Origin of the sequence: Streptomyces sp. 13-12-16 (genome assembly GCF_002114215.1) — a bacterium.
In the GTDB taxonomy this organism is placed as follows: domain Bacteria; phylum Actinomycetota; class Actinomycetes; order Streptomycetales; family Streptomycetaceae; genus Streptomyces.
Map to the genome: position 1 here is coordinate 20705 of NZ_NCTE01000977.1, position 25363 is coordinate 46067.

17 protein-coding genes and 4 pseudogenes are annotated in these 25363 nt (G+C 68.5%); 9 read left to right on the forward strand and 12 right to left on the reverse strand.

Going from position 1 to position 25363, the window contains the following annotated elements; genetic code table 11:
• Positions 1-181: 181 nt before the first annotated feature.
• The gene (locus B7767_RS33520) at positions 182-823 is read left to right on the forward strand and encodes a CBS domain-containing protein (RefSeq protein WP_306298018.1); all 642 of its coding nucleotides are present in this window, start codon (positions 182-184) and stop codon (positions 821-823) included.
• Between the two features lie 440 nt (positions 824-1263).
• On the opposite strand, the gene B7767_RS33525 is transcribed toward B7767_RS33520, so the two are convergent.
• From B7767_RS33525 to B7767_RS33545, 5 genes are all read right to left on the reverse strand, one after another.
• Positions 1264-5772 carry a serine protease gene (locus tag B7767_RS33525; RefSeq protein ID WP_085575396.1) on the reverse strand — a complete coding sequence of 1503 codons (4509 nt, stop codon included), beginning with the start codon at positions 5770-5772 and terminating at the stop codon, positions 1264-1266.
• Positions 5773-5774: 2 nt separating this feature from the next.
• Positions 5775-6218: a trypco2 family protein gene (locus tag B7767_RS46750; protein WP_179167391.1), complete on the reverse strand. Its 444-nt coding sequence runs from the start codon at positions 6216-6218 to the stop codon at positions 5775-5777.
• 440 nt (positions 6219-6658) lie between these two features.
• Positions 6659-9301 (reverse strand): M48 family metallopeptidase, encoded by a 2643-nt coding sequence (locus tag B7767_RS33535; protein WP_085575397.1) that lies wholly within the window; start codon positions 9299-9301, stop codon positions 6659-6661.
• Complete coding sequence (locus tag B7767_RS33540) at positions 9301-9771, reverse strand: hypothetical protein (protein WP_143652763.1); 471 nt, start codon at positions 9769-9771, stop codon at positions 9301-9303. The genes B7767_RS33535 and B7767_RS33540 overlap by 1 nt, the downstream gene beginning before the upstream one ends.
• A gap of 127 nt (positions 9772-9898) precedes the next feature.
• Positions 9899-10228: a hypothetical protein gene (locus tag B7767_RS33545; protein WP_143652764.1), complete on the reverse strand. Its 330-nt coding sequence runs from the start codon at positions 10226-10228 to the stop codon at positions 9899-9901.
• A 1-nt stretch (position 10229) separates the two neighbouring features.
• On the opposite strand from B7767_RS33545, the gene B7767_RS46755 reads away from it, so the two are divergent.
• The gene (locus B7767_RS46755) at positions 10230-10400 is read left to right on the forward strand and encodes a hypothetical protein (protein ID WP_179167392.1); all 171 of its coding nucleotides are present in this window, start codon (positions 10230-10232) and stop codon (positions 10398-10400) included.
• A gap of 922 nt (positions 10401-11322) precedes the next feature.
• A pseudogene (locus B7767_RS33550) lies at positions 11323-11939 on the forward strand (IS5 family transposase); the annotation flags it as partial.
• Positions 11940-11946: 7 nt separating this feature from the next.
• Here B7767_RS33550 and B7767_RS33555 read toward each other — a convergent pair.
• Positions 11947-13047 (reverse strand): IS110 family transposase, encoded by a 1101-nt coding sequence (locus B7767_RS33555; protein ID WP_179167393.1) that lies wholly within the window; start codon positions 13045-13047, stop codon positions 11947-11949.
• Between the two features lie 723 nt (positions 13048-13770).
• A pseudogene (locus B7767_RS33560) lies at positions 13771-13959 on the reverse strand (transposase); the annotation flags it as partial.
• 109 nt (positions 13960-14068) lie between these two features.
• Between B7767_RS33560 and B7767_RS45945 the strand changes: the two are divergent.
• The gene (locus B7767_RS45945; protein ID WP_143652765.1) at positions 14069-14251 is read left to right on the forward strand and encodes a hypothetical protein; all 183 of its coding nucleotides are present in this window, start codon (positions 14069-14071) and stop codon (positions 14249-14251) included.
• Positions 14252-14287: 36 nt separating this feature from the next.
• On the opposite strand, the pseudogene B7767_RS45125 reads toward B7767_RS45945, so the two are convergent.
• Positions 14288-14377: pseudogene (locus B7767_RS45125) on the reverse strand (transposase); the annotation flags it as partial.
• 347 nt (positions 14378-14724) lie between these two features.
• Between B7767_RS45125 and B7767_RS33565 the strand changes: the two are divergent.
• Positions 14725-15582 carry a DUF1963 domain-containing protein gene (locus tag B7767_RS33565; RefSeq protein ID WP_179167394.1) on the forward strand — a complete coding sequence of 286 codons (858 nt, stop codon included), beginning with the start codon at positions 14725-14727 and terminating at the stop codon, positions 15580-15582.
• A 399-nt stretch (positions 15583-15981) separates the two neighbouring features.
• Here B7767_RS33565 and B7767_RS33570 read toward each other — a convergent pair whose 3' ends face one another.
• From B7767_RS33570 to B7767_RS33585, 4 genes are all read right to left on the reverse strand, one after another.
• A complete protein-coding gene (locus B7767_RS33570) occupies positions 15982-16890 on the reverse strand; it encodes a DUF1963 domain-containing protein (protein WP_218775834.1) in 909 nt (302 codons plus the stop codon).
• A 336-nt stretch (positions 16891-17226) separates the two neighbouring features.
• Complete coding sequence (locus tag B7767_RS33575) at positions 17227-18954, reverse strand: LamG-like jellyroll fold domain-containing protein (RefSeq protein WP_373408262.1); 1728 nt, start codon at positions 18952-18954, stop codon at positions 17227-17229.
• Between the two features lie 284 nt (positions 18955-19238).
• A complete protein-coding gene (locus B7767_RS33580) occupies positions 19239-19574 on the reverse strand; it encodes a beta/gamma crystallin domain-containing protein (protein ID WP_085575403.1) in 336 nt (111 codons plus the stop codon).
• A gap of 457 nt (positions 19575-20031) precedes the next feature.
• Positions 20032-20442 (reverse strand): RidA family protein, encoded by a 411-nt coding sequence (locus B7767_RS33585; protein ID WP_061441703.1) that lies wholly within the window; start codon positions 20440-20442, stop codon positions 20032-20034.
• 79 nt (positions 20443-20521) lie between these two features.
• On the opposite strand from B7767_RS33585, the gene B7767_RS33590 reads away from it, so the two are divergent.
• The 4 genes and pseudogenes from B7767_RS33590 to B7767_RS33605 form a co-directional block, all read left to right on the forward strand.
• Entirely contained in the window at positions 20522-20893 is a 372-nt protein-coding gene (locus B7767_RS33590; protein ID WP_061441704.1) for a helix-turn-helix domain-containing protein, read from the forward strand.
• A gap of 320 nt (positions 20894-21213) precedes the next feature.
• Entirely contained in the window at positions 21214-22155 is a 942-nt protein-coding gene (locus B7767_RS33595; protein WP_085575404.1) for a DUF2071 domain-containing protein, read from the forward strand.
• Between the two features lie 104 nt (positions 22156-22259).
• Positions 22260-23624, forward strand: a pseudogene (locus tag B7767_RS33600) (SWIM zinc finger family protein).
• Positions 23621-25363, forward strand: a 1743-nt coding sequence (locus tag B7767_RS33605) for a DUF6493 family protein (RefSeq protein ID WP_256923659.1), incomplete at its 3' end; no start/stop codon positions are given. The pseudogene B7767_RS33600 and the gene B7767_RS33605, both read left to right, overlap by 4 nt.

The window sequence follows — 25363 nt, forward strand, 5'->3', positions numbered from 1 at the left end:
CCGGCTCCCGGTGCCCATCGCGCGGTGGCGCGGCCCCGCGCTCTCCGTTGGGCGTCGGGCGCGGCGCTCGGTCGCCCTCCGCCGGGAGACGACGGAGAAGAAAGAAGGTGGGCGTGATGACTCACGTCGTCGGTGAGGTGATGACCCGCGAGGTTGCCGAAGCCCGCCGGGAGACAACATCGTGGCACGACTGCTGGACCAGCATCGGATCAGTGGTCTGCCCGTGGTCCATCATGATGACAAGGTCCTGGGCGTGCTTCCCGAGACCGACCTGATCCGGCGCCAGGCGGTAAAGTCCGCCGTCCCTTCTGCACGGCGGTTCGAAGGGCCCACGCTGCGGCGCTCCCCCCGCCGCGCGGCCGCCGTCGCCCGGGCCAAGACCGCCGAGGCCCTGATGACATCACCCGCAATCACGGTGCACCCCGAACAACGGGTCGCAGACGCCGCGCGTGCGATGGAACGCCGCGGTGTCGAACGCCTCCCGGTCGTGGACGAGGAGGACCGGCTCATCGGTATCGCCACCAACCGCGACCTGCTGCGCGTCTCCCTGCGGACCGACGAGGTGATCCGCAGGGACGTCATCGTCGAGGTGTTCACCTGCGCCATGTGCCTACCGCCCGACGCCGTGACCGCCTCTGTCCGAGACGGCATGGTCACGCTGGATGAGCGCCTGAAGCATCGCAGCGACATCCCGTTGGCGATTCAGCTGACGTATCGGACCGACGGTGTGGTCGGTGTCGTCAACAGCCTGGCCTACGACGTCGATGACGGCCAGGCCACGACCCTGCTGCGCCCGGGCAAGCAAAGCCGTCACGTGGGCTGAAAGCCTTGAGAGGTCATGCGCTGCGCATGGCCCCCTCGGGCGGGCTGCGCACCAGCGGTGGATGCTGCTCGATGAGCTCCGCGGCAGCGTGTCGGGCGCGCATCATTTCGGGTCCGTGCAGTTCCCGGTGGGGATCGAACGTGATGGTTAACTGGCGCTGATGATCGACAGGCCGTCGAGCCAGAGAAGCCCCCACGAAGGTGATCGCCAGGGCAGAACTCCCTTACGCCGCACCGTTGCTCTGCCCCGCCTGAATCACTCACCGACGCAAGATGCCGACAGGAATTCTCTCCGACCAGACCAAAGGGGAGACGGGAAAAGGCCGACTCCAGCTGGCCAGTGATCTCGGTGAGCGGACGGACAGCTCTCCCATCCGGAATTTTGAAGCGTCGGCGGCGCGAGTGAGGACAAACTGAACGCCGGCCTGCCCGTCCCGGCTCTCACCGCGGCCCGGCCGAGATGAAGGTGACACCATCCTCGGTGAACAGGGCAACTCCTTCACCCGGGCAGGGCAGCACATGCAGGATGCGTGCGCCGGCGTCGTAGCTCTCGTCGTCTTCATACAGGACGGGAACGAGTTCCGGTGGCGCCGAGCGTGTGCCCCGGCTGTGCAGTTCGTCGGGCGGTTCCTGTGTGGTCTCTTCCTCCCACTTTAGGGAGAATCCCGTCAGCAGGCTGCCGTTGGCGGCGTAGAAGCGGCCGGGCTCGGAGTCCTCCGCAGCCACCACCTGGTCCACTCGACGGTCCAGCTGGAAGATGTCTCCCGCGATACCGGGCCATCGTGTTCTGCGCCACCAGCAACGCCGTACAGGCTCGGGGTCGGTCGCGGCGGCCGGCAGGAGATGGACTTCCAGTGCGGTTCCGGGTGTGGGATAGGTCCGTTCTCGCGCGCGAAGGGCCGTCATGTGGCCGTCGGCGTTGATAACGGCGTCCGAGTCGCGTAGCGCATTGGGGGTCGCGTACCAACTGCCGTCCGCCTCTGGTGGGAGCAGGTGGATCGGGGTGGCCTCCGCGCGGTCCGTCGAGACCATCCGCCATGCCCGGCCACTGCCCAGCCTGCGGCTGTCCGCGGGCGGGATACAGAGGTAGGGGCCCCGGCCGGCGAAGGCGTGCAGGGATTCCGGCTCTGCTCCATCGGGACAACTCACCGGAGTGAACGTGTCGGAGGTTGTGTCCCACAACAGGTCCGGTCCCTCGTCGACCGTGAGGTACAGCAGGTCAGCTGCCCTCAGAGCGTGCATGCCGACGACTTGTCCGGGATGCCCGATCGGCATGCGGCGCACTGTCATGGGCTGTTCGGGGTCCCAGAGCACCACGGAAGCGCTGCCCTCGTAGAGGTCCATGACCAGCTTGTTGTGGAAGGCGAGGACTACGAGACGTCCTTGGATCACGGCCCAGTCGATGGCCGTCACCTCGTCGGGCGAGACGGGGATGTTCCAAGGCGGAGCGAGCCGGGCGCCGGAGCGCGTGTCGATCAGAGTCGCCCTTCGCTGTTCGCTCAGGTGGCCCTCGTACGGAGTTGTCACGAGGAGGACGGGCCGCCCTCGGTGTGTTCCGGTCCGGCCTGGGACGCCCGTCAGCGGCTCGGGGACCTTGGGCTCTCCGGGGTACCTTTCCCCCCGCATGGCCCACAGGCCGCCGGGAGGCCACGTGGACGGATCGAAGGGGTCACGGGCGTAGGGGCCGGCCTTGCGCAGGCGCAGCCGCTTCTTCTCAATTCCGAGTGTGTGGCGTTCGCCGTGCACGGTGAGTTCCACAGTGTCGGGGCGCAGTTGGCAGGGAGGGCCGAGCCGGGTGCCGGTGTGCGGGTCGCGCTCGTAGCGTTCCCGACAGGACGACAGGAACAGTCGGCGGCGGCCGTCGAACTCTTCGGTCCACACGGACTTGTAACTCGGGTATCTTTCCCAGCGGTTGCGACGCGTCTTTCGGTAGTCCGGGTTAGTGTCCAGGACCTCGCCGGTGAGCGGGTCCCACAGGTCGATCGCGAATTCGTCGTCGGTCATGGTGGCGCGCAGCCGGAAGCCCGCCATGGCCCGCTCCTGCGGCCGGTCCTCGCGGTCGAGCAGGACGAGGGACGTGAGTCCGCCGGCCACCTCCCAGTCGGAGAGGCGGGTTCCGTCGCCCAGTGCCCGGCACTCGACGTGTCCGTAGGACAGACACACCACTGCGGGCTCTCCCCGCACCGTGGTGAGGGCGAGGCCGTTCAGCGGCAGCGCGTCGATGTGTTCGGGTGTGTGCATGGGCTGTGGTGAGTCGGCGTCGAGGTCGAAGCAATACAGGCGGTCGGTCCAGGTCGCGACCACTGCGACGGTGCGCTCGCCGATACGGCCCAGGGCGCAGTGCCGTGCAGAATTCTGTGCGCCGTGCTCTTCCTCCTGGTCGAAGAGGAGATCGGGAGACAGGTGGTCGCCGTCATCCATCGACCAGCGCCTCAATCGGTTATCGGTGTGGTAGACGACGAGTGTTTTCCTGCGGGCGTTGGTCACCGAGCCGAGGAGGTCGCTGGCCTTTGCTCGGCCAACCGGCACGAGGTCGCCGATGGGGGACCGTGTTTCGAGGTCGAACACCTGAAGGAAGTCCTGGTGGTGCCGGCTGCCGAGCACGACGCAAACGGGCTGCCCGAGCCACGAGAGCGCGATCATGTCACGGGGGCCGCCTTCGAAACCGGTGGGCAGTTCGTCGTCGAGGATGAGTCTGCGACGGCTCCAGCGGGTGGCGCGGCGCGGTGGGCAGCAGCAGTCATTAAGTCGGTCCGCGAGCGTGTCGGCGCCGCTGCGGCGGGCTGCGGCTTGAAGGATCTGTGCCCGGACCGTGGCCGGAGTGTCGCGGTGCAGTGCCGTCGTGGCCCGCAGAGCCTGCGCGGTGCGCGGGACGTCCGCGCGGTTGACCGCGGTCAGCAGGGCTGTCTGGTCGCTGTGCAGGAGGAGCCCAGGGTCATCCAACAGCGTGTGCAGCGTGTGCGCCGACCGCGCGTGGGTGGTGAGGTGGTCGAGGGCGTAGCGGGGCGCGGCGTGCCAATCGGGTGTCGCGCCGTCCCAGGGCACCGCACCGATCAGCGCTTGGGCGATCGCCTCGTGCGCGGCCTCCTCGTCGTGCCCCTTCGCCAGCCAGTGGGCCAGGGCGGTGTGGGAGAGACGGAAGGACGTGTCACCGGCCGCGGTGTCGGTCACCGTCGTAGGCACGAGGTAGTCGCCCACGAGCCGGAGTAACTCCGTTACGTCGTGGGTGGTATAGCGGCGCCCGCTCAGGGCGGACGCCGCCTGTGGCCATACGTGGGCGGACGACAGACCGGCACCGCGGGCGAAGGCGAGGGGCCGCAGGAGCCCCTCGGCCCAGGGCAGCCGGCCGCCAAGCCGCTCGGCGGTCTCCGCCCTCAGCGCACCGTGGATGCCGTCCTCGGCCAACTGGCGCCATTCCTCGCTGCCCGGAAGAGCGGTGGAGGACCGCCGTGCCAGCGCCCTGGCGAGCAGACCGGCCAACAGGAAGGAGGGCTCGCCCCGATCGGCCACCTGCCGGACGGCTGCGGCGAGCAGGTGCGGCGGAGCGCCGCGCCACACGCTGTCCGGAACGGAATCGGTCAGGTCCTGGCGAACGGCGTGCTCCAGTGCCTTCCGGTCCGCGTAGTTTGGGCTGTCCAGGTCGATCGTCACGAGGTCGGGACGTTCCAGCAACGGCAGACGGTGCGATCTTGTGCCGATGAGCAGCCTCACCCGGGGCACATCGGTCTCGATCAGGGGCACGAGCAACGTTCGACACAACTGCTCGGGCCGGTCCGCCTCGTCTAGCGCATCCAACAGTACGACCGGCGCGGCTTCCTCGGCCGGTGCGGGTGCCGTCAGGATGTCAGCGACGGTCTCGGCATCCACTCCGCAGGCGGCGCCCAGTACGCGTGTGACCCTGGCCCGGTCCATCGCGGTCACGTACAGGTGCGCCGTCAGCACGGGCCAGCCACCCCGGGAGGGAGCCGTGCACGCGTTTGGAACGGTCTGCCGCCCGTACTCGTCGTGGGCGAGTGCCGTCTGCCGCAGCAGTGCGGACTTCCCCGAGCCCATTCCGCCCGTGACCACCAAGGCCGTTGCTGCGGCTGTGTCCGGAGCCGGGTGGAGCCATTCCTCGATGCCTCGGATGGCCTCTTCCCGCCCGAAGAAGGCCCCGTGTGGGCTCGCTTGCCGCCGGGTGGTGGCGGTCGGCTGCAGGTATTCCTCGGACAGCTGCCGCAGCTCGTCGGCCGGAGCCGGAGCCTGTGGAGCGGGCGATGTCCTGCTCTGGCCATGTGGCCGCCCGCGGTCGGTCAGCGTGCTGAGGCTCGGCGCTCGCCCGCCGTCCGTCTCCAAGTGGCTTACGAACTCGGCGTCCTGGGTGAAGGCATAGGCCGGTACCGCATGCAGGCGCCGGTCGTCGAAGTGCGCGTCGTCCGTGATGACCACCCCGACCAAGCAGTCCCCGCAAAAGACGGCGGCACCCGACACGCCGGCCCAGTTATGTCGGTCCGGATGCGGACGCGGGGCGGCACTCTGGTCCAGGACGAGACCGCCGGCGAGCCCCTGGCCGAAGGTGGGGAGCCGACCGGTGAGGTGCTCGACGCGCGCTACCTCGTCGTCGTACCGGGCGAAGCTCGGAAAGCCCAGGGCCTCGTAGTCGAGGACTCCCGCGACCGGACGCCCCCAGAGCACCTCGCCCGGCACGTCCACCGGCCGGTCGAGCCGGATCAGCGCGACATCACGCGCGGTGCCCGCCCAGCACAACCGACCAGACCGGTGTTGCCGGTCGCCGTGACCGGGGTGCCCGATGACGACATCGATACGCTGGTGTGGCTTCCGGTCATGGGTGGCGGTGACGACATGCAGAGCGGTGAGCACAAGCCGCGGAGTGAGGACGTAGCCGGAGCCGCTGGCTTGGACGTACTCGGCATCCCCTGCGCGCACGGCGGCCAGGCGGCGCGGATCCACGGCTAGTCCGCCCGCCCCGGCGGGTCCTGCTCCCCGTGCGCGGCGGCGCCTGGTTCCCACTGCTCCTTCCGTGTCTCCCGCACCTGTGTGTTGCGACCACCGAATGCTTCGTCGCGGACCTTCAGCTTGAGCGTGAGCTTGTGAGTGCGGGTGCTGCCGCGTTCCGCGCCGAGATCCGCGCTCACCACGCCGAACGCCAGCTTCACCCCTGGCCTGACATCCGAACGCAGCTCCAGTAGGAGTTCGAGGGTGGCCTCCTCGATCTCGAACCTCAGCCGTCGCCGCGCACCGGCCTCCTGCGCCGCGTCCAACTCGGCCCTCAGCGTCTCAAGCGCCTCCGTTAGACCACCCGGCTCTCCCTCAGGAGGCTGCTGGCTCCCGTCGTCCCAGCCCTCCGTGTCGCCCCAGCCGTCTCCGTGGTTCTGTCGATGTTCGGCTTCGTACACGGGTCCCCCCTCACACCGCGCGGCAGCAGCCGCCACCGGGCTCCAAGGCCAGTGTGCGCCAGCCGGAGCCGTTCGTGCAGCGGAACGCATCCGTCCTGTTCAGCCCGCCCACGAGAGACGTGGCGCCGCGTGGACACGAGCAGCATTGGCACGCTATCGGAGATCGGCAGCGGCGCCGACGACGTGGAGGCGGACGTGCGGAGCAAAGCCAATCAGGGAACGGGGGTTCTCCGCCGTGATCCCTTCTTCGTACCGCAGCCCTTTCACGTCGAGGTAAATCTGTTCAAGATCCTCTCCGGCCCACGTCGCGAGCTGCTGACGCAGCCGGAGCCCGCTCGAGTGGCCCAACGTTCCAAAGGAACCCGTCCGCGTCGCTTATGTCGGCTGAGGCACGCTGCCGGCGGGAGGCCGGCACAGACGCCGGAACTGCGAATGTCGTGTCAGAACACTCGTAGAGGGGAGTTCTCTGCCAGGCACTGCGCGCGGATCCGTTCGCCGGCGTCGGCGAAGGCAGGGAGGTCCTTTCTCTCCGCGGCGCGGACCAGGTCCTTTAGCGCCATGGCAAGTGCGGTGTTGTGGCCGTCCTCGGCCAGCCCCACGGCCTCGAAGAGTGCTGCGGTCTTGTCGGCTCCGGTCATGTGGTCCGCGCTGCGCATGATGTCGTCGAGCTTCTGGCAGGCACGCGCGGTGGCCCCATGGGAGGCCACTTCAGGCTGGCCCGCGCTCGTGTCGACTGTCAGCCCGGCGAGGACCACCGTTAGGGCCAGTGCGCCGGCTGCGGCGAGGACGGCCCGCTGTCCGCGGGAGACAGGCGAGAAACCGGTGAAGATACGGGTCGGCGTGTCTTGCTGCCGTGTCCACCAGGAGCGCACCGCGGCGGCCGATGCGGCTCCGACGACCGCGACCGCGGCGCCCGCCACCACCGTCCGCAGCAGGCTGTCGCGTATGGCGGAAGGGGCGATGTTGAATCGACAAGGCCCGGGGGCGAGTGCGAGCGCGTCCCAGCATCCGCCCGCGACGGCCGACCCGAGGAACACCGCCGTCACGAGGCACCCGGTCACGAATGCAGCCATCAGTCCGAAGAGGACCGCGGGACGGCCGTGCGCGTGGTGCAGCCGTGCGGTGACGAACGCTGCCACTACCCCCTGCAGCAGCACGGCCGCGATGACCAGCCAATGCTCGAACACTCCGGCGTAGCCGGGGCTGCCGCGGAGCTCTTCGGGTACGCGGAAGTGGATCGACAGGCGGGCTCCAATGACTACGACGGTGAAAACGGCCATTCCCCCGAGGGCGGACATGACGACCCACCGGGCCCAGCCGGACGATGGTGCGTACGTGCCCCGACGCCACAGCACCGCGAGCGGAAGGGCCCAGAGAGTGACTGCCGCCAGCACCGTGGGTGTCCAGCGATAGAAGAGCAGGACCATGGGATAGTTCAGCGCCGCCCATGCCCACAGTGGTCCGGCGGGGACGATTGCCGAGGCGGCGCGGTGGTCGGCCACGAGCCCCTCGTTGACCACGTGGAGACCGTCCGCGAGGTCGTAGAGCAGTAGCCACCAGGCGAGCAGGACCGCCAGCGGCACGACCGCAGCTACCCAGACGACGGGCCAGGCTCGACTGAGAGGACGGCCCAGGGGATCGAGCCAGACCATAGCCCCCTGCGCCATCCAGCGGAAGAAGAGCACCATCAGCACGCCGAGAACGAGAGACCACATTCCCGCAGCCCGCGACGGAAGGAAGGTTCCGCCATCGCCGATGCCGTTGTCCGCCGCGATGTAGCGGCCCGCCACAAGACCGACGGTCAAACCAACAGCGGGAAGCACCGTCGGGGGCCGGGCCCCGTCCGCCGCTTCCGGTCCTCGGCCCCTCGCCCAGGCGCCCGCCCGCCATATTCCGGCCCCGGTCACAGCCACCACGGAAGGTGCGAGCACGAGGGCGGCGATCCAGAAAAGCGTTCGTGTGTCCGGACCGATAAAGGCTGTCAACAACATCGTGTTCAGACTGGACACCCCGACCGTGGCGGACAGGCCAACAACCAGGCACTCGGTGAAACCGAGACGGAACAGACCTTCCGGACATCGGATCTGGCACGCACGCTGCCGACCAGTGGGATGCAGCCGTAAGGGACCCCGCAGCCACAACGACCGCCGCGGTTCGGTTGGAGACGGGGCGCTCAGCAGTCTCAGCAGCCCCGCCCGGGTGCCGCTCCAGGAGGCGGCACGGACATCGGCGGCAATTTCGCGGACACGTAGCACGGATGCCGCCGTCAGACATACGACGCCGACGAGAACCACCGCGCGCCAGCTCACGTCGAATGCGTTCTCGGTGTCCGTCGCGGCCAGCGCGATAGTGAGCGGAATGAGCCCGAGCGGCACGAACGACACGATCAGCGCCACGGTGAGGTAGGTGATGTCGATATCCCGGTTCCGGATGTGGGCCAATTCGTGCAGTACCACGGTGCGCAGGTGTTCCATGTCGTCGGCGCTTTTGTCGATGAGTCCGTCGTTGAGCCTCACGCGGTAGTCGCCGAGCCTGCCGAAAGCGAGGGCGCCGGCCTCCTTGCGGTTGGGGGCCACGTAGAAACGCGGCTTCACGCGCAGCCCAGCCTGTGTCACCAGGGACTCAAGAACCTGTGACAGCGCGGCTTCGCCGGGATCGATGTCCGGCCGCAGGGGTGCGAGCCGTTGCCACTTGGTCCGCAACCACGGGAGGACCAGGTGGACGACGGCGGTGGTGAGTGCCAGCAGCGCCAGGCCCGCGAGAACCCACGCTGTGCTCTCCTGCCGACCGGGCGCGGTACACGCGAGGAACTCCTTTGTATAGCTTCCCGGTGCGGCTCCCCGTGGGACGGCGGCCTCCAGTACACAGTCGCGATAGTGGTCCGCGGCGCCGGGACGGATCGCGTAGTAGAACAGGTTGTAAATGAAACCGGAGGTACCGAACAGAGCGGTGACGAGCAGGACGAAGCGGAACTTCACGCCGTCGGGCAGGCCGAATGGGTCGGGGTGCACCTGGCCTGCATGGTCACAGCGGTGCTCGGCCTGCCACGCACCTGCGCGAGCAGACGGCAGCTTCCATGCCATTACGGCCCGAGTTCCGCGACCAGGGCGTCAGCGAGCCGCAGAGCACTGGCCTCGTCCAGACCCTGGGACAGGGCGAGTTCGCGAGCGTGGGCATGCACCAGGCCCAACTGTTCGGCGCTGAGGTGCTCTTCCTCCGTGGAGGCCGCGCCGTGCACGTCCGGTGCCGTCTCTCCGGCGCTCGCGCGTCGCAGCATCAGCCGGAGGAGCCGCGCCGCGGCCTCCCGGCCCCGATCGGTTGCTGACGCGACCAGCGACTCGGTCAGTGACGTGAGCACGCCCTGCACGACGGCGAGAGCGAAGGGGGTCAGTGCTACGACCGTTTCAGCAGTACCCCAGGCGAGTAACTCCTCCTTCGGCCTGGCCCGCAGGCTTTTTCGTGCCGCGTTCAGTTCCGCCTCGGGGTCCTTGAAAAAGGCGTCGCTACGGCGCCTGAACAGCGTCAACTCCCGCGGTGTCACCTTGCTGATCACGCCGCGGGCAACATCCCTGACGAGGTCCTCGTCTACTGCGCCACCGCCATCCGGGGCCTGCCCGCCCTTACGCCTGCCGATCAATTCCGCCTCCTGCCTCAGCTATGTAATAGACTAATTACCTTCATCAGCCACTGGCCTGGCGAACATAACTGACCCCGCCCGGCACAAAATTTTCAAACGTGTAACCGGAGCCCACTTCGAATGCCTCGACCGACCACCTTCGGTAGTGAATCGGCCCGCCCTGCGCGTAAAGAATCAAGGACGTTTCGTCGGCGACGGCGATTCCTTCGAGCACCGAACCGCTGTTGAAGATCAGGGCCACGCCGCCGTCGGCACTGAACCTGATTTTGTCGAAGCGTATGCCCGCACCGTCACCGTCCCATTCGCCGACGAGCTGCGGAGGCACGAATCCCTTGGGAAGGCTTGTCGCCTGAGATTCAGGATCGGTTTCCACGGTGACCGGAGTAGAGGAGGAAAAAGAGGCAGCGGAAGAGCTGGACGACGATCCGGAAGAAGGCGAGTACGAGGGAGACAAGGAAGGCGACGAAGAGGAATCAAAACCGCCGCAACCAGCTACGAGGCCGACCGCGAGCATCCCACCTCCCGCCCACCGCATCATTGCCTGACGCATCAGCCCTACCCCCCGTTCCAGAAGATCCACGCACTCGCAGGCGACTGGATTCCTCGGGTCCCAGAAGAAATCGTAACGACGGCACCGCTCCTGTGGGGACTTCCCGACCCAAGCAGTCGAATTCGATAATTCGACGTCAACCACTTGACAGAATCGACCACAAGCGGCCTTCATGCAAACCAAACTCCATCGAGGTGGACTTCAGCATGCGTCGTGTTGAGGGAGGAAGGAGACGGTGCCGCTGTCCGAGCGGAGCCACCCGCGGAGCGACTCTGACACGAGGTGTGGGGTCAGACCGTCGGTGATGGGTGCGAAGCGTACGGAGAGGCCCAGAGGCTGAGAGCCCACTCGAATGGACTGGCAGGTTTGGCCGGTGTGTCCCCGGCATGACGCGGCACCCACGGCCGGGGCGGAACGGTGCGGCCGTGTGGTGATGCGCAAACGATGGCGGACACGTAGTGGCACCGGTCGCCGAACTCGCGCACATTCGGCCACCATCGGCCCAAGTAGGGTTGGCGGTGTGATGCAGTTCGTTTCGGACAACCGCCGTGATCAGGTGCCGTGGCCACAGTGCCGTTCGCCAGATGCGGGGTTGAGAGAACGCAGGCCACCGTCACCAATCCGCTTTCGGTTGGTTTTCTCGCCCAGCGCGCCCTGTCCAACTGGGGCCCATCAAGCCCGCATCACGCCCTGCCCTGTCGGACGGATCGCCCCGCACCTGTCCGTCCTCCGATACAGCTTTCGCACCCATGCGGGATGCGTGAGGCAACACGTCAAAGCGCATCACTCCCATGTCACGGCCTTGTCACCGGCCGACGCCGAACTGATCGTAAGCAGGCAGTAACAACTGTTAACACAATGAGGTGGGCAGGCGGTGACAGCCGTGTCTGGGGTGGGAGTTGAGCGTTCGTCCCCGCGTGGGGACGTCACCGCGGATCGTGTCGGATGAGCTGTGGGACCGCTTGGCGCCGTTGCTGCCGCAGCGCGAGCAGCGCTTCCGGTATCCCGGCCGCAGGCCGCTGCCAGACCGGGAGGTGCCCTGCGGGATCCTGTACGTGCTGCACACCGGAATCCAGTGGGAGCACCTGCCTCAAGAGCTCGGCTTCGGCTCCGGCATGACGTGCTGGCGCAGATTGCGGGACTGGAACGAGGCCGGCGTCTGGCAACGCTTGCATGATGTGCTGCTGGCCGAGCTCAACGCGGCCTCCCGGCTGGACTGGTCCCGTTGCATGGTCGACTCCTCGCACGTTAGGGCGTCAAAAGGGGGAGCCAGACGGACCCGTCGCCGGTCGATCGTGGGCGGGCTGGCTCGAAACACCACCTCATCACCGACGGACACGGCACTCCGCTTGCGGTCCTGCTGACTGGCGGCAATCGCAACGATGTCACCCAGTTGCTGCCCTTGCTCGACGCGGTCCCGCCTGTCCGTGGCCGCGTCGGACGGCCGCACCGCAAGCCTGACTCGCTGTTCGCGGACCGCGGCTACGACCATGACGTCTACCGTGATCAGGTCCGAGCTCGTGGCATCGTCCCGGACGCCCCTATAACGCAGGGGTGCGGGAAGCCGGTCTGACCAGGTTGAAGACCTCGCGGGCTGCGTATCGCTTGAGGCATCGGACGATCTCACGTCGGGTCTTGCCCTCCTGGGTGCGGCGTTCGTAGTACTCCTGGGTGCGTGGGTCGTGACGCAGGCGGGTGAAGACGATGCGGTGCAGGGCCGCGTTGGCCTGCCGGTCGCCGCCGTGGTTGAGCCGGCGCGTGCTCCGCCGGCCGGAGGAGTACTCGATGGGACTGACTCCGCAAAGGGCGGCAAAGGACGCCTCGGTGTTGAGCCGCTCCGGGTTGTCTCCCATGGTGATCAGCAGGGTGACGGCGCTGTCCGGACCGATGCCCACCGGTACGAGCAGTTGCGGCGCGTGGCGTTCGACGAGCCGGGTCAGTCGCTGGTTCAGCTCATTGATCTGTCCGGTGAGCTGCTCGATGCGTTCAGCGAGCATGCGTAATGTCATGTGGGTGGCCTGGGCCACCGCGTCCTCGTCTCCCCCACCACCGTCGTGCGGGCCGAGGCGCGCACAGGTGCGGAACAGCTCGGCGTTGCCGAGGCTCGACATGCGTTCCCGCAGGGCGGGGTCGGCGATGACCAGGACGGCCTTGAGCTGGTTGATCGCCTGGGTGCGGGCCTTGACCGCGGAGTCCTTGGCGAGTTTGTAGATCCGGGCGCTGTGCACCGGACCGTCGCCGGATTTCGCCCGGGCTCGGGCGCGACCGCTGAGCACGGCTCGCGCTGCGGCCTGGGCATCGAGCGGGTCCGACTTGCCGAGCAGCCGGCGGGCCGAGCGGTCGGGCCGGTTCACTTCGAACACCTGAATCTGCTGAGCGAGCAGATAACGGGACAGGCCCGCGCCGAAGGTGCCGGTGCCCTCCACGCCGGCCCGGCGCACCGTCCCCCGCTTGCGGGCCCAGACAAGCAGTTGTCGGTAGCCGGCCGCCGTCGCGGGAAAGGACTCGGTTCCCAGGACCTTCCCGAGCGGGGAGATCACGGCGGCGACATGCACCTCGCCGTGCGTGTCCACGCCCAGGACGACCTCGCGCCGAACGAGAGGATCCGTGCTCGAGGAGGTGCTGCATTGTCGGGTCTTCATGGTGGTCGTCCTCCCACGTGATCACGTGCTGGCTGGGTGGATGGCACCGGCCTGCTCGGGCGGTCTGAACCGTGATGGCGCCTGATCGTGGCAAGGCCCCTATTGGGACACGCCCTGTGGCTCGGCGGCAGGCAGCATCCCGCGACGACAGTCGACAGGTCCGTGACTGGACACTTCGGTCATAGATCTCACGAGTCAGACCCCGTCCGGGATGTCGCTGCACAACCGTCCCATCGAACCCGGCACAGCGGCATGACTCGATCATTGCCGGATGGCTTCGCCCGAACCGATGCTCAATCTGATTAGGCGGATTGACAAGGCGTTGCCTTTCGTCCACTCCTGACCGGTATTGACGGGGAGGCGTCACGCAAGGAGGTAGTGACCTCACCGGCTACGGCAGCGGCCCCACTCCGTAATCAGCACCCCGATGGGGCCCATTCACCGCAAGGGGGCTCCTGGTTCTGGATCGACTGCGGACCCACCCACAAAAGGCGTCTCTACCTGTTGCGACCAGGCCGCTGCCCTCGTCTCGAATAGGGCACCGCCATCAGAAGGCAGCGGCGCCACACTGAGGGTCACGTCCGCTGGAGTGGTGTATCGACGGCCACTCGGTGGCCTCGGTGATCTCGTGCGAGGCTATGCGGTGAGTTCGGTAGGCACGGCCGGGTCGTCGGTTTCTGACTCGATCGGTTGGAGTCGGGCCTTGACGAGGAGTTCGCGGCCCATATAGCGGCAGGCTTCGGTCCATTCGTCGTTCAGCACGGCCAGGACCGCACCGACGAGCCGGATGACGGTGGTGCGGTCGGAGAAGATGCCGACCACGTCGGTGCGGCTGGGGGCACCTCCCGCGGCGCAGCCGTGGGGGAGGATCTCCTCGTGTAGCCGTTCCTGCGGGTTGTTCAACCAGATCTGTCGCTAGATCTGAAGGCCAGCAGGTCGTGCTGGGCGGCGCCCAAGTACGCACCCAAGGGCGATCCGGTCCAGGTCGAGGACCGCCACTTATCTGCGCAAGTTGTGCACTATGGACGTCCTCGCCGAGGCGTTGGGCGACGTCAGCAGATCCTCGATCGGCAACACGGTCCGCGAGATCCGCCCCCTGCTCGCCGAAGCCGGACTCCTCCCGTCCCCGGCCAGTACCCGCTACCGATCCGCCGCTGATCTCCTCACCGCAGCACAAAGCGAAGGCGCCACCCCGACAGGTTGAATCCTTACGGCTTCAGTGGGTGCGGCAGCGCTGTCAGGAGGCGCCAGGCAGGACCGCGTCGATCGCGTCCACCAGGCCGGCATGGGCGTTGGAGGCGACGAGTTGGACGCCGGACAGGCTCCGGGTGATCGTGCTGCCGCGGCCCGGATGTGGTGGGCATGATGAGACGGCCGGTTCGGCTACTGCGCCCTCCTCCGCGGCCAGGTCCACTTTGAGTGCCGCAGTTCCTCGCTTGGTACGCCGATGGCACGGCCCTACTGGCCGACGGCCCCAGCTGCCCGGATGCCAGCCGGCCGAGAGCATGCCGACGGCACCGGAAAGGTGCCTCGCACGCGGTCCGCTGACGAAACCCGAGCGCATGGCATGTCAGTGGCAGGTGTGAGGATGACGGTATGTCATACACAGACGAGTTCCGGGCTTTCGCCTGTGAACACGGCGTCTCCGATGAGGCCATCACCCGCATCATGTGGTGCATGCAGCCGTCCGTACACCTCGACATGGTCGATCCGGCGGCTGTCGGCCCTCACGACATCGTGGTCGGTCACACCGGCGGCCTGCCCGAGCTGCCCACCGGTGTTCCCTGGGAGGGCGGGGAAGTCTATGTCGCCGGCCTGGACCTGGCCGCGATACCGGAGCAGCCCCTGTCCCTCAATCTTCCCCGTGAGGGACACCTCCTGTTCTTCACGAACGTCGGCTACGAGGACGACGAGTCCGCACCGGTGGTGTACGTACCGCCAGGCACCGAGACGACCGTACGACCCGCACCCGCGGGCGTCTCGGTCATTGCCCCGTACAACACGTGGACAACACAGGTCCTTGAGCGCCGGACACTGGTCTACCGCCCCGGTACATCATGGGACCCCCTGGGCTGGACATGGGCTCCCGAGCACCAGTACGACCATCCCCGGGCTCTGATGCCTGACCTCGATGACGTCCACGAGGACGACAGGGAGACGCTCCGTCCGCTTCTGGAGGCGATCACGGAGTACGCCGAGCGAGTCGGGAGTATCCCCTTCGTGCACCGGACCTGCACCCTGCGGGGGGAGTTGTTGAGTCCTCGGGACTACTGGTGCCAGTACGGCAGGGAGTTCTTGGACCGGTGCGAAGAAGCTGTGGTCACGCTGAGGGATACGCCGGAGAGGTTCGACGAGCTGTATGCCGAGGGTCTGGAGAAAGCGTGGTGGAAGGAGGGCGGCCCCTGGCTGAACCTCTTGGAGTTCGGCGAGTCCGAGCTGTTCGACACCGGCGACGGGGAGGTGAGTTGGATCATCCGCCGTGAGGACCTTCTGGCGCAGCGCTTCGACCGCGTCATGCAGTCCTATTACTGCTGAATATTCCCTCTTCTCCCTGCTACGCCCGGCGGGTGTCGGAGCCGTGCGCCCAGGTCGGAAGCTCAGTTCGCGCAGCCGACCGACCCGCATCATTGCTCCATCTCGCCGACTGCCCGACGGGCGCCGTCGAGGCCCTACTCGACACCGGCGTCCGCGTCGGCACGGTGCTCATCATCCGCCTGGCGAGCATCGCTGCCGACCGCTCTTCGACCGCTCCCGGTACCGGAAGACGGGCGCGGGGCGGCCGTCGACGGACCGGTGGTTCGTGCACCGGCCACCCCGGACCGGAGATGCCGACGGCGGAGCGCGTCGGCGTAGGTCTGTCCGAACGTGACACACCAGCGACGGACCGTCTCATGCGAGGCGATCGCGCGGGGGCGTGTGCGCGAGCCGCCGGGGTCAGCCCAGCCAGTGGTGCTCGACCTTGTCGAACCGTCTGGCGTGGAGGTCGTCGCGGCTGATCAACCAGCTGATGTCACCGTCCATCCAGCCGTACTGCAGCGACTCCATGTTGAAGGTCGCGAGGTGCAACAGCGGTTGTTCGGGCAGCTCCCGCCACGCCCGGTCGTACACCTCGTCGAACCGCTCCGGGTCGTCCCGGAGTGCGAGGACCGCCTCCTCCCGCAGACGCTGGAACGCCTCGGTGACGTAGTCCCAGCTGTCGTGGACGTTCCGCTGCACCCCCCGCAGTTTGTCAGTGCTGTTGTTCATGGCCGGCCGGACGCCGACCTTGGCGGCGTACTCCTCGACGGCGGCCTCCAGCCGAGCGTGCCACTCGGCCTCCTCGTCCTCCACCTCGTCCCAGATGCCCCCGTACTCCTCGCCGATCAGCCAGGCGTGGGCGTCCCAGGCGTCGTCGCGGGAGGCCACCATGGTCCTGCGCTCCAGCACCATGTGGGAGGACCCGAGACGCAGGTCCAGTGCGCTCGGGACGGGCACCGGGGCCACAGCCGTCTCGGTCCCGGGTGGTATGTAGAGCGCCTTGCCGCCGCCCGCGTCCGACCAGGTGAACAGCAGGAGATGCCCCTCCCGGGGCAGCCTGTCGTCGAACAGCGTCCGGGGCACCGCCGCGAGGTCGAAGGAGGCGACGAAGACGTCGCCCATGTCCCACTCCATGTCCAGGGGCAGCTCCGGCGCCCCTCCGATGTAACCGATCACCCGGTCATCGGGCCGGACACTCCCCGGGGCCTTCCAGTCGAAGTACACCGCCGGCTCCATGCTCCACAGCAGGCGGGTGATGGCGTCGTCGGAGACCCCGTGCCGCCGGGCGAAGGCCCGGAAGGCGCTGTTGCGGGACGTCTGCCCCACAGGATCTCCGGAGGGGCCGACGGTGCTGGTCCAGTTGTCCACGAAGTCGCTTTCTGACGAGGGATCGGTGACCGGCACCGTGCGGGCGGGCCCGATGCCTGATCGACACGGTAAGGCACCCCTCCGACAACGTCCTGGTAGCCAACTGCCAGCGGCCGTACGGCTGTCCACACACCGCGTCACCCTTCGACCATCGCCGCCCGTGGCCGAGGTCTGCTGTCCCACCAGCCGACCGCGGACCTGCATCAGCCCCGCCGCTGTGAACGCCGAGTCCCACCGCGAACAGCTGGCAGTGCCCCCTGTTCTCCGAGCCGGCCATTCGGGCTGTTGGGCGGGTCATGGCTGAAGCAGGCCGGCGATCTCCCCCTCGGTGAGGGCACGGTCGAAGACCGTGACGTCCTTGATGCTGCCCGGGAAGTGATCGACCGGCCTCCTGCCGTAACGGCCCCGGCCGATGACGAAGGGCCCCTCGGACCAGATCAGGATCCTGTCACGGATCGCGCCCTCCTCGACGCCGTTCACGAAGAGGCGCAACTCACCGGCGACGCTGTCGCAGACACCGGTCAGGTGGGTCCACGCACCGGCGACCGGTACGGACATCGACGTGACGCGCAGGTCCGGGCGGGCGAAGGCCCAGCGGCCTTCGTCGGAGGAGTACTGGAGGTAGAAGCCGCTGGTTTCCTCGCCGTCCTGGCTGACCGCGGTGACGAAGTGGGGAGGGATCACCCCGAGCCGGACCCACGCGCCGACGGTGAAGCTGCCGCGTGCCGTGTCGATCAGCGCGCCTTCGGTGGCCACTTCGCTGCTGAACCCGTTGAACTCGGCGCCCTCACCGTGGCGCGTTGCCCATCTGACTGCCGTGGCCGTGGCGTGGTGGCGTCCGGTGGCGTCCGTCGCCCGCGTTCCGGACCGTTCGTCGAGCCGCCAGGCCGCGACGGGGCGAGGCGCTGCGGACACCGAACCGGGGTCGGGCACGGCTCCCGCGGAGACCGGCGTGTACCCGGACGCCGGACCGAACCCGGATGCGGGAACCGCTTCCTCCGCGTGGACGCCGGCGGCCGGGGCCATCACGTCGCGACGAATGGACCGGCGGGGGTCGCCCGGCGCGGACGCCCGCCCGCCGGACGACCCCGGCGGGGAGAGCGGCGCCCCGGCGTACTGGGTGAACATTTCCGCGAGGGTGGCGAGCCGCGTGGGCCCACCGGTCTCTCCGTCGGTGGCCGGCCGGCCGGCCGGCGGCATACGCGGGGCCCAGGGAGCGGCCGGGGCCACCCGGCGGAGAATCTGCTGCGGAGTGGGGCGCAGTGCCGGTTCCTTGGCCAGGCAGTCGGCCAGCAGGGCACGCAGCTCGGGGTCCGGGACGCCCTGAAGGTCCGGGGGCTCGTACACCACGCGGTAGAGCATGGCGGGCGCCGATCCCACACCGAACGGACCGGCCCCGGTGGCGGCGAAGGCGAGCACCGCGCCCAGGGAGAAGACGTCGCTGGCCGCGGTGATCTCGCCACCGGCGACCTGCTCGGGGGACATGAAGCCCGCCGAGCCGATGGTGGCCCCGGTCCTGGTGAGGGCGGTGGCGTCGAGCGCCCGGGCGATGCCGAAGTCGATGACGCGCGGGCCGTCGTCGGTGAGTAGCACGTTGGAGGGCTTCAGGTCGCGGTGCACCAGGCCGGCCCGGTGGATGGAGACCAGGGCCTCGGCCAGCCCCGCGGCCAAAGCGGCCAGCGTCACCGGGGGCAGGACCCCCTGTTCGACGACCGCCTGGTGGAGCGAGGGGCCGGGGATGTAGCTGGAGACCATCCAGGGTTGTTCGGCCTCCGTGTCGGCGTCGATCACGGGGGCGGTGAAAGCTCCCCCGACCAGACGCGACGCCTCCACCTCGCGTCGGAACCGGTCCCGGAACTCCGGCTCGTGCACCAGCGACGCGTGCACCACCTTGATCGCCACGGACCGGCCGCTCGGCGAACGCCCGAGGAAGACCCGCCCCATGCCGCCTTCACCCAGTCGACCCACCACCCGGTAGTCACCCAGGAAGTCTGGATCTCCCTGTTCCAACGGCTGCACCACGACGAACTCCTCCCGTACACACGCATCGAACCTGAGCAGCTTACGAGAGCGCAGTGGTGCCAGCGGCCTCACAACTTCCGGACAGAGACGCGGCGTTGAGCGGCAGCCACCGTCGGAGCAGCTACCGGCCGGCCGTAAGGGAGGTGCCAAAGGTGTGGAAAGTACCGCCGCGAGCGCTGCGGGGGTAGTGGGCATGCCCCGGGCCGCGTGGGGACGCTGCCGACGCTTCACGGAGCATGCCGTACACCGAAAGGGCCTGTGTGGCCCGGCACTTTTGCGGTGGGTCAGTAGATCTGGAGGGCGTGAAGCGTCGCGTTGAGTCCTTCGGCGTCGACCAGGGTGGACCACTTGTTCATGGTGACTGCTCGAGCGCCCAGGAACATCGCGACGTTGTTGTCGCCGGAGGTGACCTTCGAGACGTTGGGAAGCTGAAGGGTCACAGTGCCCCCGTTGGCGAAGCACATGGTCCGTGCACCGCCGTCGTACCAGACTTTGACGAAGTCGGTCCTGTCGCCGCAGTCGGTCTGGTTGATCGCGGCAGCCTGAGAGGCCGGAAGGAGAGCCGTCAGGGCTGCCGCCGCCGTCACAGTGACGGCGATGCGCGAAGTGGAACGCTTCATGGCTATTGATCCTTTTCCCATAAGGTGCGGCCACGGTGTGCCGCTCTGACGACGACCGCCTCGTACAGGGAGGGGTCGTCTTGTCCTGATCATTCGTGTGGAATGCGCCGGTCCTCGCATGCCGCAGCGGGGCGGCATCTCGGTGGGGCGTTCCGACAGCCCCTGCACGTGAGCCACGAGTTGGCGTGCCCGCACCGGTTCACGTACTGGGCCGCTTCGACCAGGCGGCCCGATAGCGGTTACTCCCTTTCTGGGCTGAAACGGCGCACAGCTGCGTCGCGCCGTGTGCCCTCGAACAGCGAAAGCGTCGGTCGGGCGGGTGTTCCCGCGCTGAACCGGGATGGTCGGGCCGAGCGTCCTCGCTCGGCTGGGATATGCGAAGCCCTTCCACAAGCGCGTCGGTAGAGAGCTGAGTTCTGGACCTGCCACAGGTGGGCGGGCCTGTGCAAGCGGTCGGTCAGTCGACGAGGGCGGTGGCTTCGATTTCGACGAGGACGCCCGGGTCGAAGAGGCAGTCGACGCCGATGAGTGACGCCGGGGGGAGGGGCTGGGGCAGCCCGATCTCGTCCGCGACGCTTTCGACGCCCGCCATGAAGGCGCCCATCTTCTCCGGCTTCCACTGGGTGACGTAGACGGTCAGTCGGACCACGTCGTCGAACGTCGCGCCGGCCCCGGCGAGACCGCGTGCGGTGTTCCGCAGCGCCTGCGCGACCTGCCCGGAGAGATCTCCCGGCGCGACGGGGGTCCCGTCCGCGAGGCTGGAAGTCTGCCCGCTGACGTGGACGTGTCTGCTGCCGGTGCCGACGGCGACGTGATGGTAAGGCGCGGGCTGCAGCAAGCCCTCGGGGGTGAAACGTTGGACGGACATGGTGGTCTCCTTCCGGTGACGGACCTCGTATACCTTTGATACCTAGGAGTCACAGGACACTTCAACGAGACCAGGTTTCATGACCGATACCGCCTCTTCCCACGACGACGAACTGAGCATCCCGGCGCCCCACCGCGAACTGCTCGACCAAGTACTGGACAAGTGGTCCTTGAGCGTGCTCAGCGAGCTGTGCGAGGGACCGCGCCGGTTCAACGAGCTGCGCCGTGCGATTCCCTCGGTCACACAGAAGTCGCTGACTGCCACCCTGCGCCGACTGGAGCGCAACGGCATCATCGAGCGCGAGGTCGTGAGCTCCAGGCCGGTCGCAGTGGAGTACCGGGTCGCTCCGCTGGGGAAGACCATGCGCCCGCCCGTCGATGTCCTCCTGGACTGGGTACGGACATACATGCCCCAGATCGAAAAGGCACGGGAGTCCTTCGACGCCAGGTGAGATGCTGAGCGGGAAGGCCGCCCGCGCTTCGCGACACGTTTCTGCCTTCATCGGCGGGGCGTAATCCTTCGGACCTACCCCGCCGGGTCCGTTGTCGGGAGACAGGTGACCGGCAGCTCCCAGGAGACCGGCAATCGGCTGGGGGCCCAGTCGACCGACGACAACGTCGGCGGGCGGACCCATACCGGATTGCTCACCGCGGACGGCCACTGGCAGGCGCGGGCTCCGGCTCACGAACGTGGCCCGAGTACTGGGGTGAGATCGCATGCCACGTCCCTGGCGGCCGAAGCCGGATTCGCCGCGGTTGCCATACTGCCTTCATGTTCACGCTCCTCGCCGTGCTCGGCTCCGTCCTGTCGGTCGGCCTGGCCGCTTGGGCCGCCGAGCGTTCATTGCGTCGCACTCGCCGGCAGACCAGGTACGGGCGGTACGCACCGTGGGTTCATCCGCGAGGCCGGCTCGCCGCACCGCTGAACCGGGTGGCCGACAGCCGACTGCTGCGGAGGCTGTGTGAGCGCATCCCCTCAATGGTCTTTGTCAGCGACGTGACCGACGTCGTCTACGTCAACTACGTGGTCGATGCTCACCGCATCGCACCCCTGGTCCCACCCGGCCTGGAACTGCAGCGTCTCGGCAAGAGCGGCGACCAGGCGATGGTGACCTTCCTGAGTTACCGCCATGGACATCTGGGGCCAGCGCTGCTCGGCCGGTGGCGGCGGCTTCTGCCCTCCCCGCTGCAGAGCAACTGGCGGATCTACGTGCGCCACCCCCGCACAGGTTCCCTGGGCGTCTACTTCCTCAGTACCGCTGTCGATCGCACGGTGCACGCCCTCGGTGCGCGCATGGTCGCCGAGGGGTTGCCCATGCACGTTCTTGATCGAGCTTCGATACTCGTTGCGCAGGACGATCGGATCGATCTCCTTCTGGCTCCGGGGCGCGGTACCGCCCCGGACGCCGAGGCCCACCTCGTTCCGCTGCCCGAGTGGCCGACGGATGGACCCTGGCGACGCGCTTTTCCCGACTACGGGAGGATGCTCGCCTACTGCGTGCCTCAGGACCGTGCGCTCTCGGTTCAACCGTGGCACGGACAGGTGACCCGGCAGGAGATCTCTCTCGGTATCCCACTCGATTCCTGCACAGCTCTTTCCGGGCCGGTCGTGTCCGCAGCGGCCAGTGCTCTCGTCGGAAACGCCGAACCGTTCGCTTTCCTGGTACCGCGTGTGAGGTTCTTTCTCGAGAGTGAAGAACGCGATCCACTCTGAATTGGGGCAAAGGCGGACCCGGACCGGTGGGCTCTCTTCGTTCGAGTGCCGGCCGCGAGGGCTTGATCAGGGCATTGTCGGTGGTCGCCTCTAGTGTCTCCTCCATGACGCGATCATCGGGGACCCTCGCCTATGCGCGTTTCTCCGCGTTCGAAGCCTCGGCGGACGGAAGCCTCTTGGGGCTGGAGACCTCCCGAGGCGCGACGCCCTCCGGCTTCCAGGACCATCCCCGGTTCTTCTCGGGTTTCCTCACCAGTCCCCAGGCAGCCGCCGCCGGCCTGCTCTCGGTGGCCGACATCCCCGCCGCCCGCTACTACCGGCCTCACCTACCGGCTTGGCTGGACCCGGTGGCGACCGGCAACGGCGACCGGCTCCGCTTCGAGTCGTTCTCCGGCTGCTGCGGTGTCTACGCACGGCTCGACGTGCTGGCAGACGCACTCGACGGAGGAGAGATCGGGCACGGCACCAGCAACTTCGACGTCAACAACCCGTTACGTGAGGCGCTCACGCGCGTCGGCCCCACGCGATCCGGTCCATCTGCGGGTGGGGCCTGACGAGTTGACGGTGACCACACTGGGCGGCGCGGTGGTGGAGAAGAAGGTGCCCCTGCCCGACCGGTGGTTGCGCGGCTTCGCGGAGGCGCAGGCGATCGCCTCCGGGTTCGACCTGCGTGCCGAACTGCCCGCGTCCGAAGCAGTCCGATTCCTGCGGTCCCTTCCTCACAGCGGTGGAAGAGAACCGCGCGGCCCCGTTTGGTTCGTGCTGGCCCGGCAGGGCTCAGGCCCACCACGTGTCCCGCACCAGGAGCGGTGTGCCTGCCCGGACCGGAGCGGCTGGCCGCGTTTCACCGTGTGCTGCGGCACGCTACCGCGCTGCGTGTCTACGGTCCCGTGGGGGACGGCCGGGCGGCCACCGCGAGTGCCTGGGAAGCGGTTCTGCCGGGCATGCTCCTGACGCTCACTCTCTCCCCGGACCCCGTAAGGGGTTTCTCCGGTGAGGGCGGCGTACTGGAGGCACTGGCCGACGACGAGACCGTCCAGGACGCGGAACTGGTGGCCGTGCTGCTGGCGTGGGAACCGCGGATCGACGTGAGTGCTCTGGCCGCGGCCTGCGGGGTGACCACCGCGCGGGTCCGGTCGGCGCTGATGCGCCTGGCGACCTCCGGCCGGGTGGGTTACGACACGGCCGAAGCCGCCTATTTCCACCGGCAGCTGCCCTACGACTCCGGTCTCGCCGAGCGTCACAACCCGAGGCTGCGGCATGCCCGTGCCCTGCTGTCGGCCGGTGCCGTGACGCTGGACGGCGCGATGGGCACCGTCACGGCCGAGGACGGCCACACCCACCGGGTGCGCGAGGACGCCGGCGTCTTTAGGTGCAGCTGCCTGTGGTGGGCGAGATACCGGGGCGGACGCGGCCCCTGCAAGCACGCGCTGGCGGTACGCATGGCACGACGGGAGAGGAACAGTTGAGCAAGCTGATCGAAGCGGTGCGCGGCGGGCGGACGGACGACGTGGTGACGATCGTGAACGGCATGACGGCCGCCGAACGGCGCGGGGAACTGCCGGCGCTGAAGGCGTTGCGCAAGGAGTTCCGCGACGCCTGGGTGACGCCGCAGCTCCAAGCGGCCTCTCCTGCGCTGCTGGTGGCGGGCGTCGCCGGCCAGAGCGGAGCGGCGGCCGTCGCGTCCTGGCTCACAGCTTCCGGCTGGGAGCGCATGTGGGTGGCGGAGAAGAGATTCATCCCCATGCTCGAGGAGCGCCCCGCCGAATGGCTGACGGAGCTGGCGCACCGGATCGCCGAGCGGTTGAGACAGTCGCCCTACCTCAGGCCCATGGTGGCCGGCCTCTTCACGGCAGGGGGGACTGGCCAGGCGCTGAACAGCGGCCACTCCAACAAGGACAATCCCTGGCTTCTCGCTCTCGCGAGGCTCACCGCAGAAGGCACGCTCGACCGCGCCACCATGGTCGACGGATGCCTGGGGCGGCTGTTGCGCGGCGGCACGGCAGTGGACCAGCGTGCGTCCCACCGGCTGCTGCTCGACCTCGACCTGTCCGCCGAGGAGCACGCCGGCCGTGTCGCCGACTGGCGGGCCCTGGCCGCCGACGCGCTCCAGCCCGTCGCCGTCCACGTCCAGTCCGTCCTCGCCGAGCTCGCCCTGACCGGCTCCCTGCCGACGCATGACCTGGCCGACATGACGCGAGCGGTGCTCACCCGGCCGGAGAAGAACCTGGTCCGAGCTCAGCTGAAACTGCTGGACACAGTGGTCACCCGCGACACCGCCACAGCCGACGCACTGCTCCCGGCCGCGTCCCACGCCCTCACCCACGAGGACACCGAAGCCCAGGAACGGGCCCTGAAGCTGATCGAGCGGCACGGGACACATCTGACCGACGCCCTCTCGCGTGAAGAGATCCTCACCTCGGCCGCGCCCATCGCCCCCGGCCTGCGCACCCGAGTGGTCGAAGCCCTGGGAACCGGAGCGGAAGAAGCTCTGCAGGCGGCCGGCGAGGACACGCTGCCGCCCGTTCCGTCCCCGGTCGCGCTCGCGTCGCCGCCGGCCTCAGTGGCGGAGACGGCCGAGGAGACCGGCGCGCTGCTGGCCTCCCACGGCATCCTGCCCGTCGCCGACTTCGAGCGGACCCTGGACGGACTGGTGCGCTGGGCCCATGAGGATCGAGCAGCACTGCTGGAGGCGCTCGAGCCGGTAGCGGCGACGCGGTGGTGGTCCCGCACCTGCCGCCGGCCTCTCCCCGACGACTCGGTCCCCTCCGCCTTCGCCCCCTCCCATGTCCGCTTCACCCCGCGACTCGCCCTCGACCTGGTCCTCGCCGGCCTCCACCAGCGGATCACACCGCGCACCGCGAAGGCAGTGCTCGACGGCGGGGGCGCGCATGCCGGATGCCTCCCGGACGGCCCCTTCCGGGCCCGCTTCTGGGAGATCGCCCACAGGTTGCTCACCGATCCGCAGCCGTTCCTGCTGTCGACGCCGAGCTGGGACAACGGGCTGCTGGAGCCAGGAGAACTGACCGACCGGCTGAAGACGTACCAGCGGCTGGGCGCCCACGTCGGAGCGTGCGACTTCGCACAGGCCCTGCTGCGGGTGCGCACCACGGACCGGGCGGCCGCCGAGGCCGCCGCCGAGCGGGCCGCACTGCTGGGCACGCCGGAGGGGCGGCGGCTCGCCGACTGGCTGCGGACCGGCGGCCTC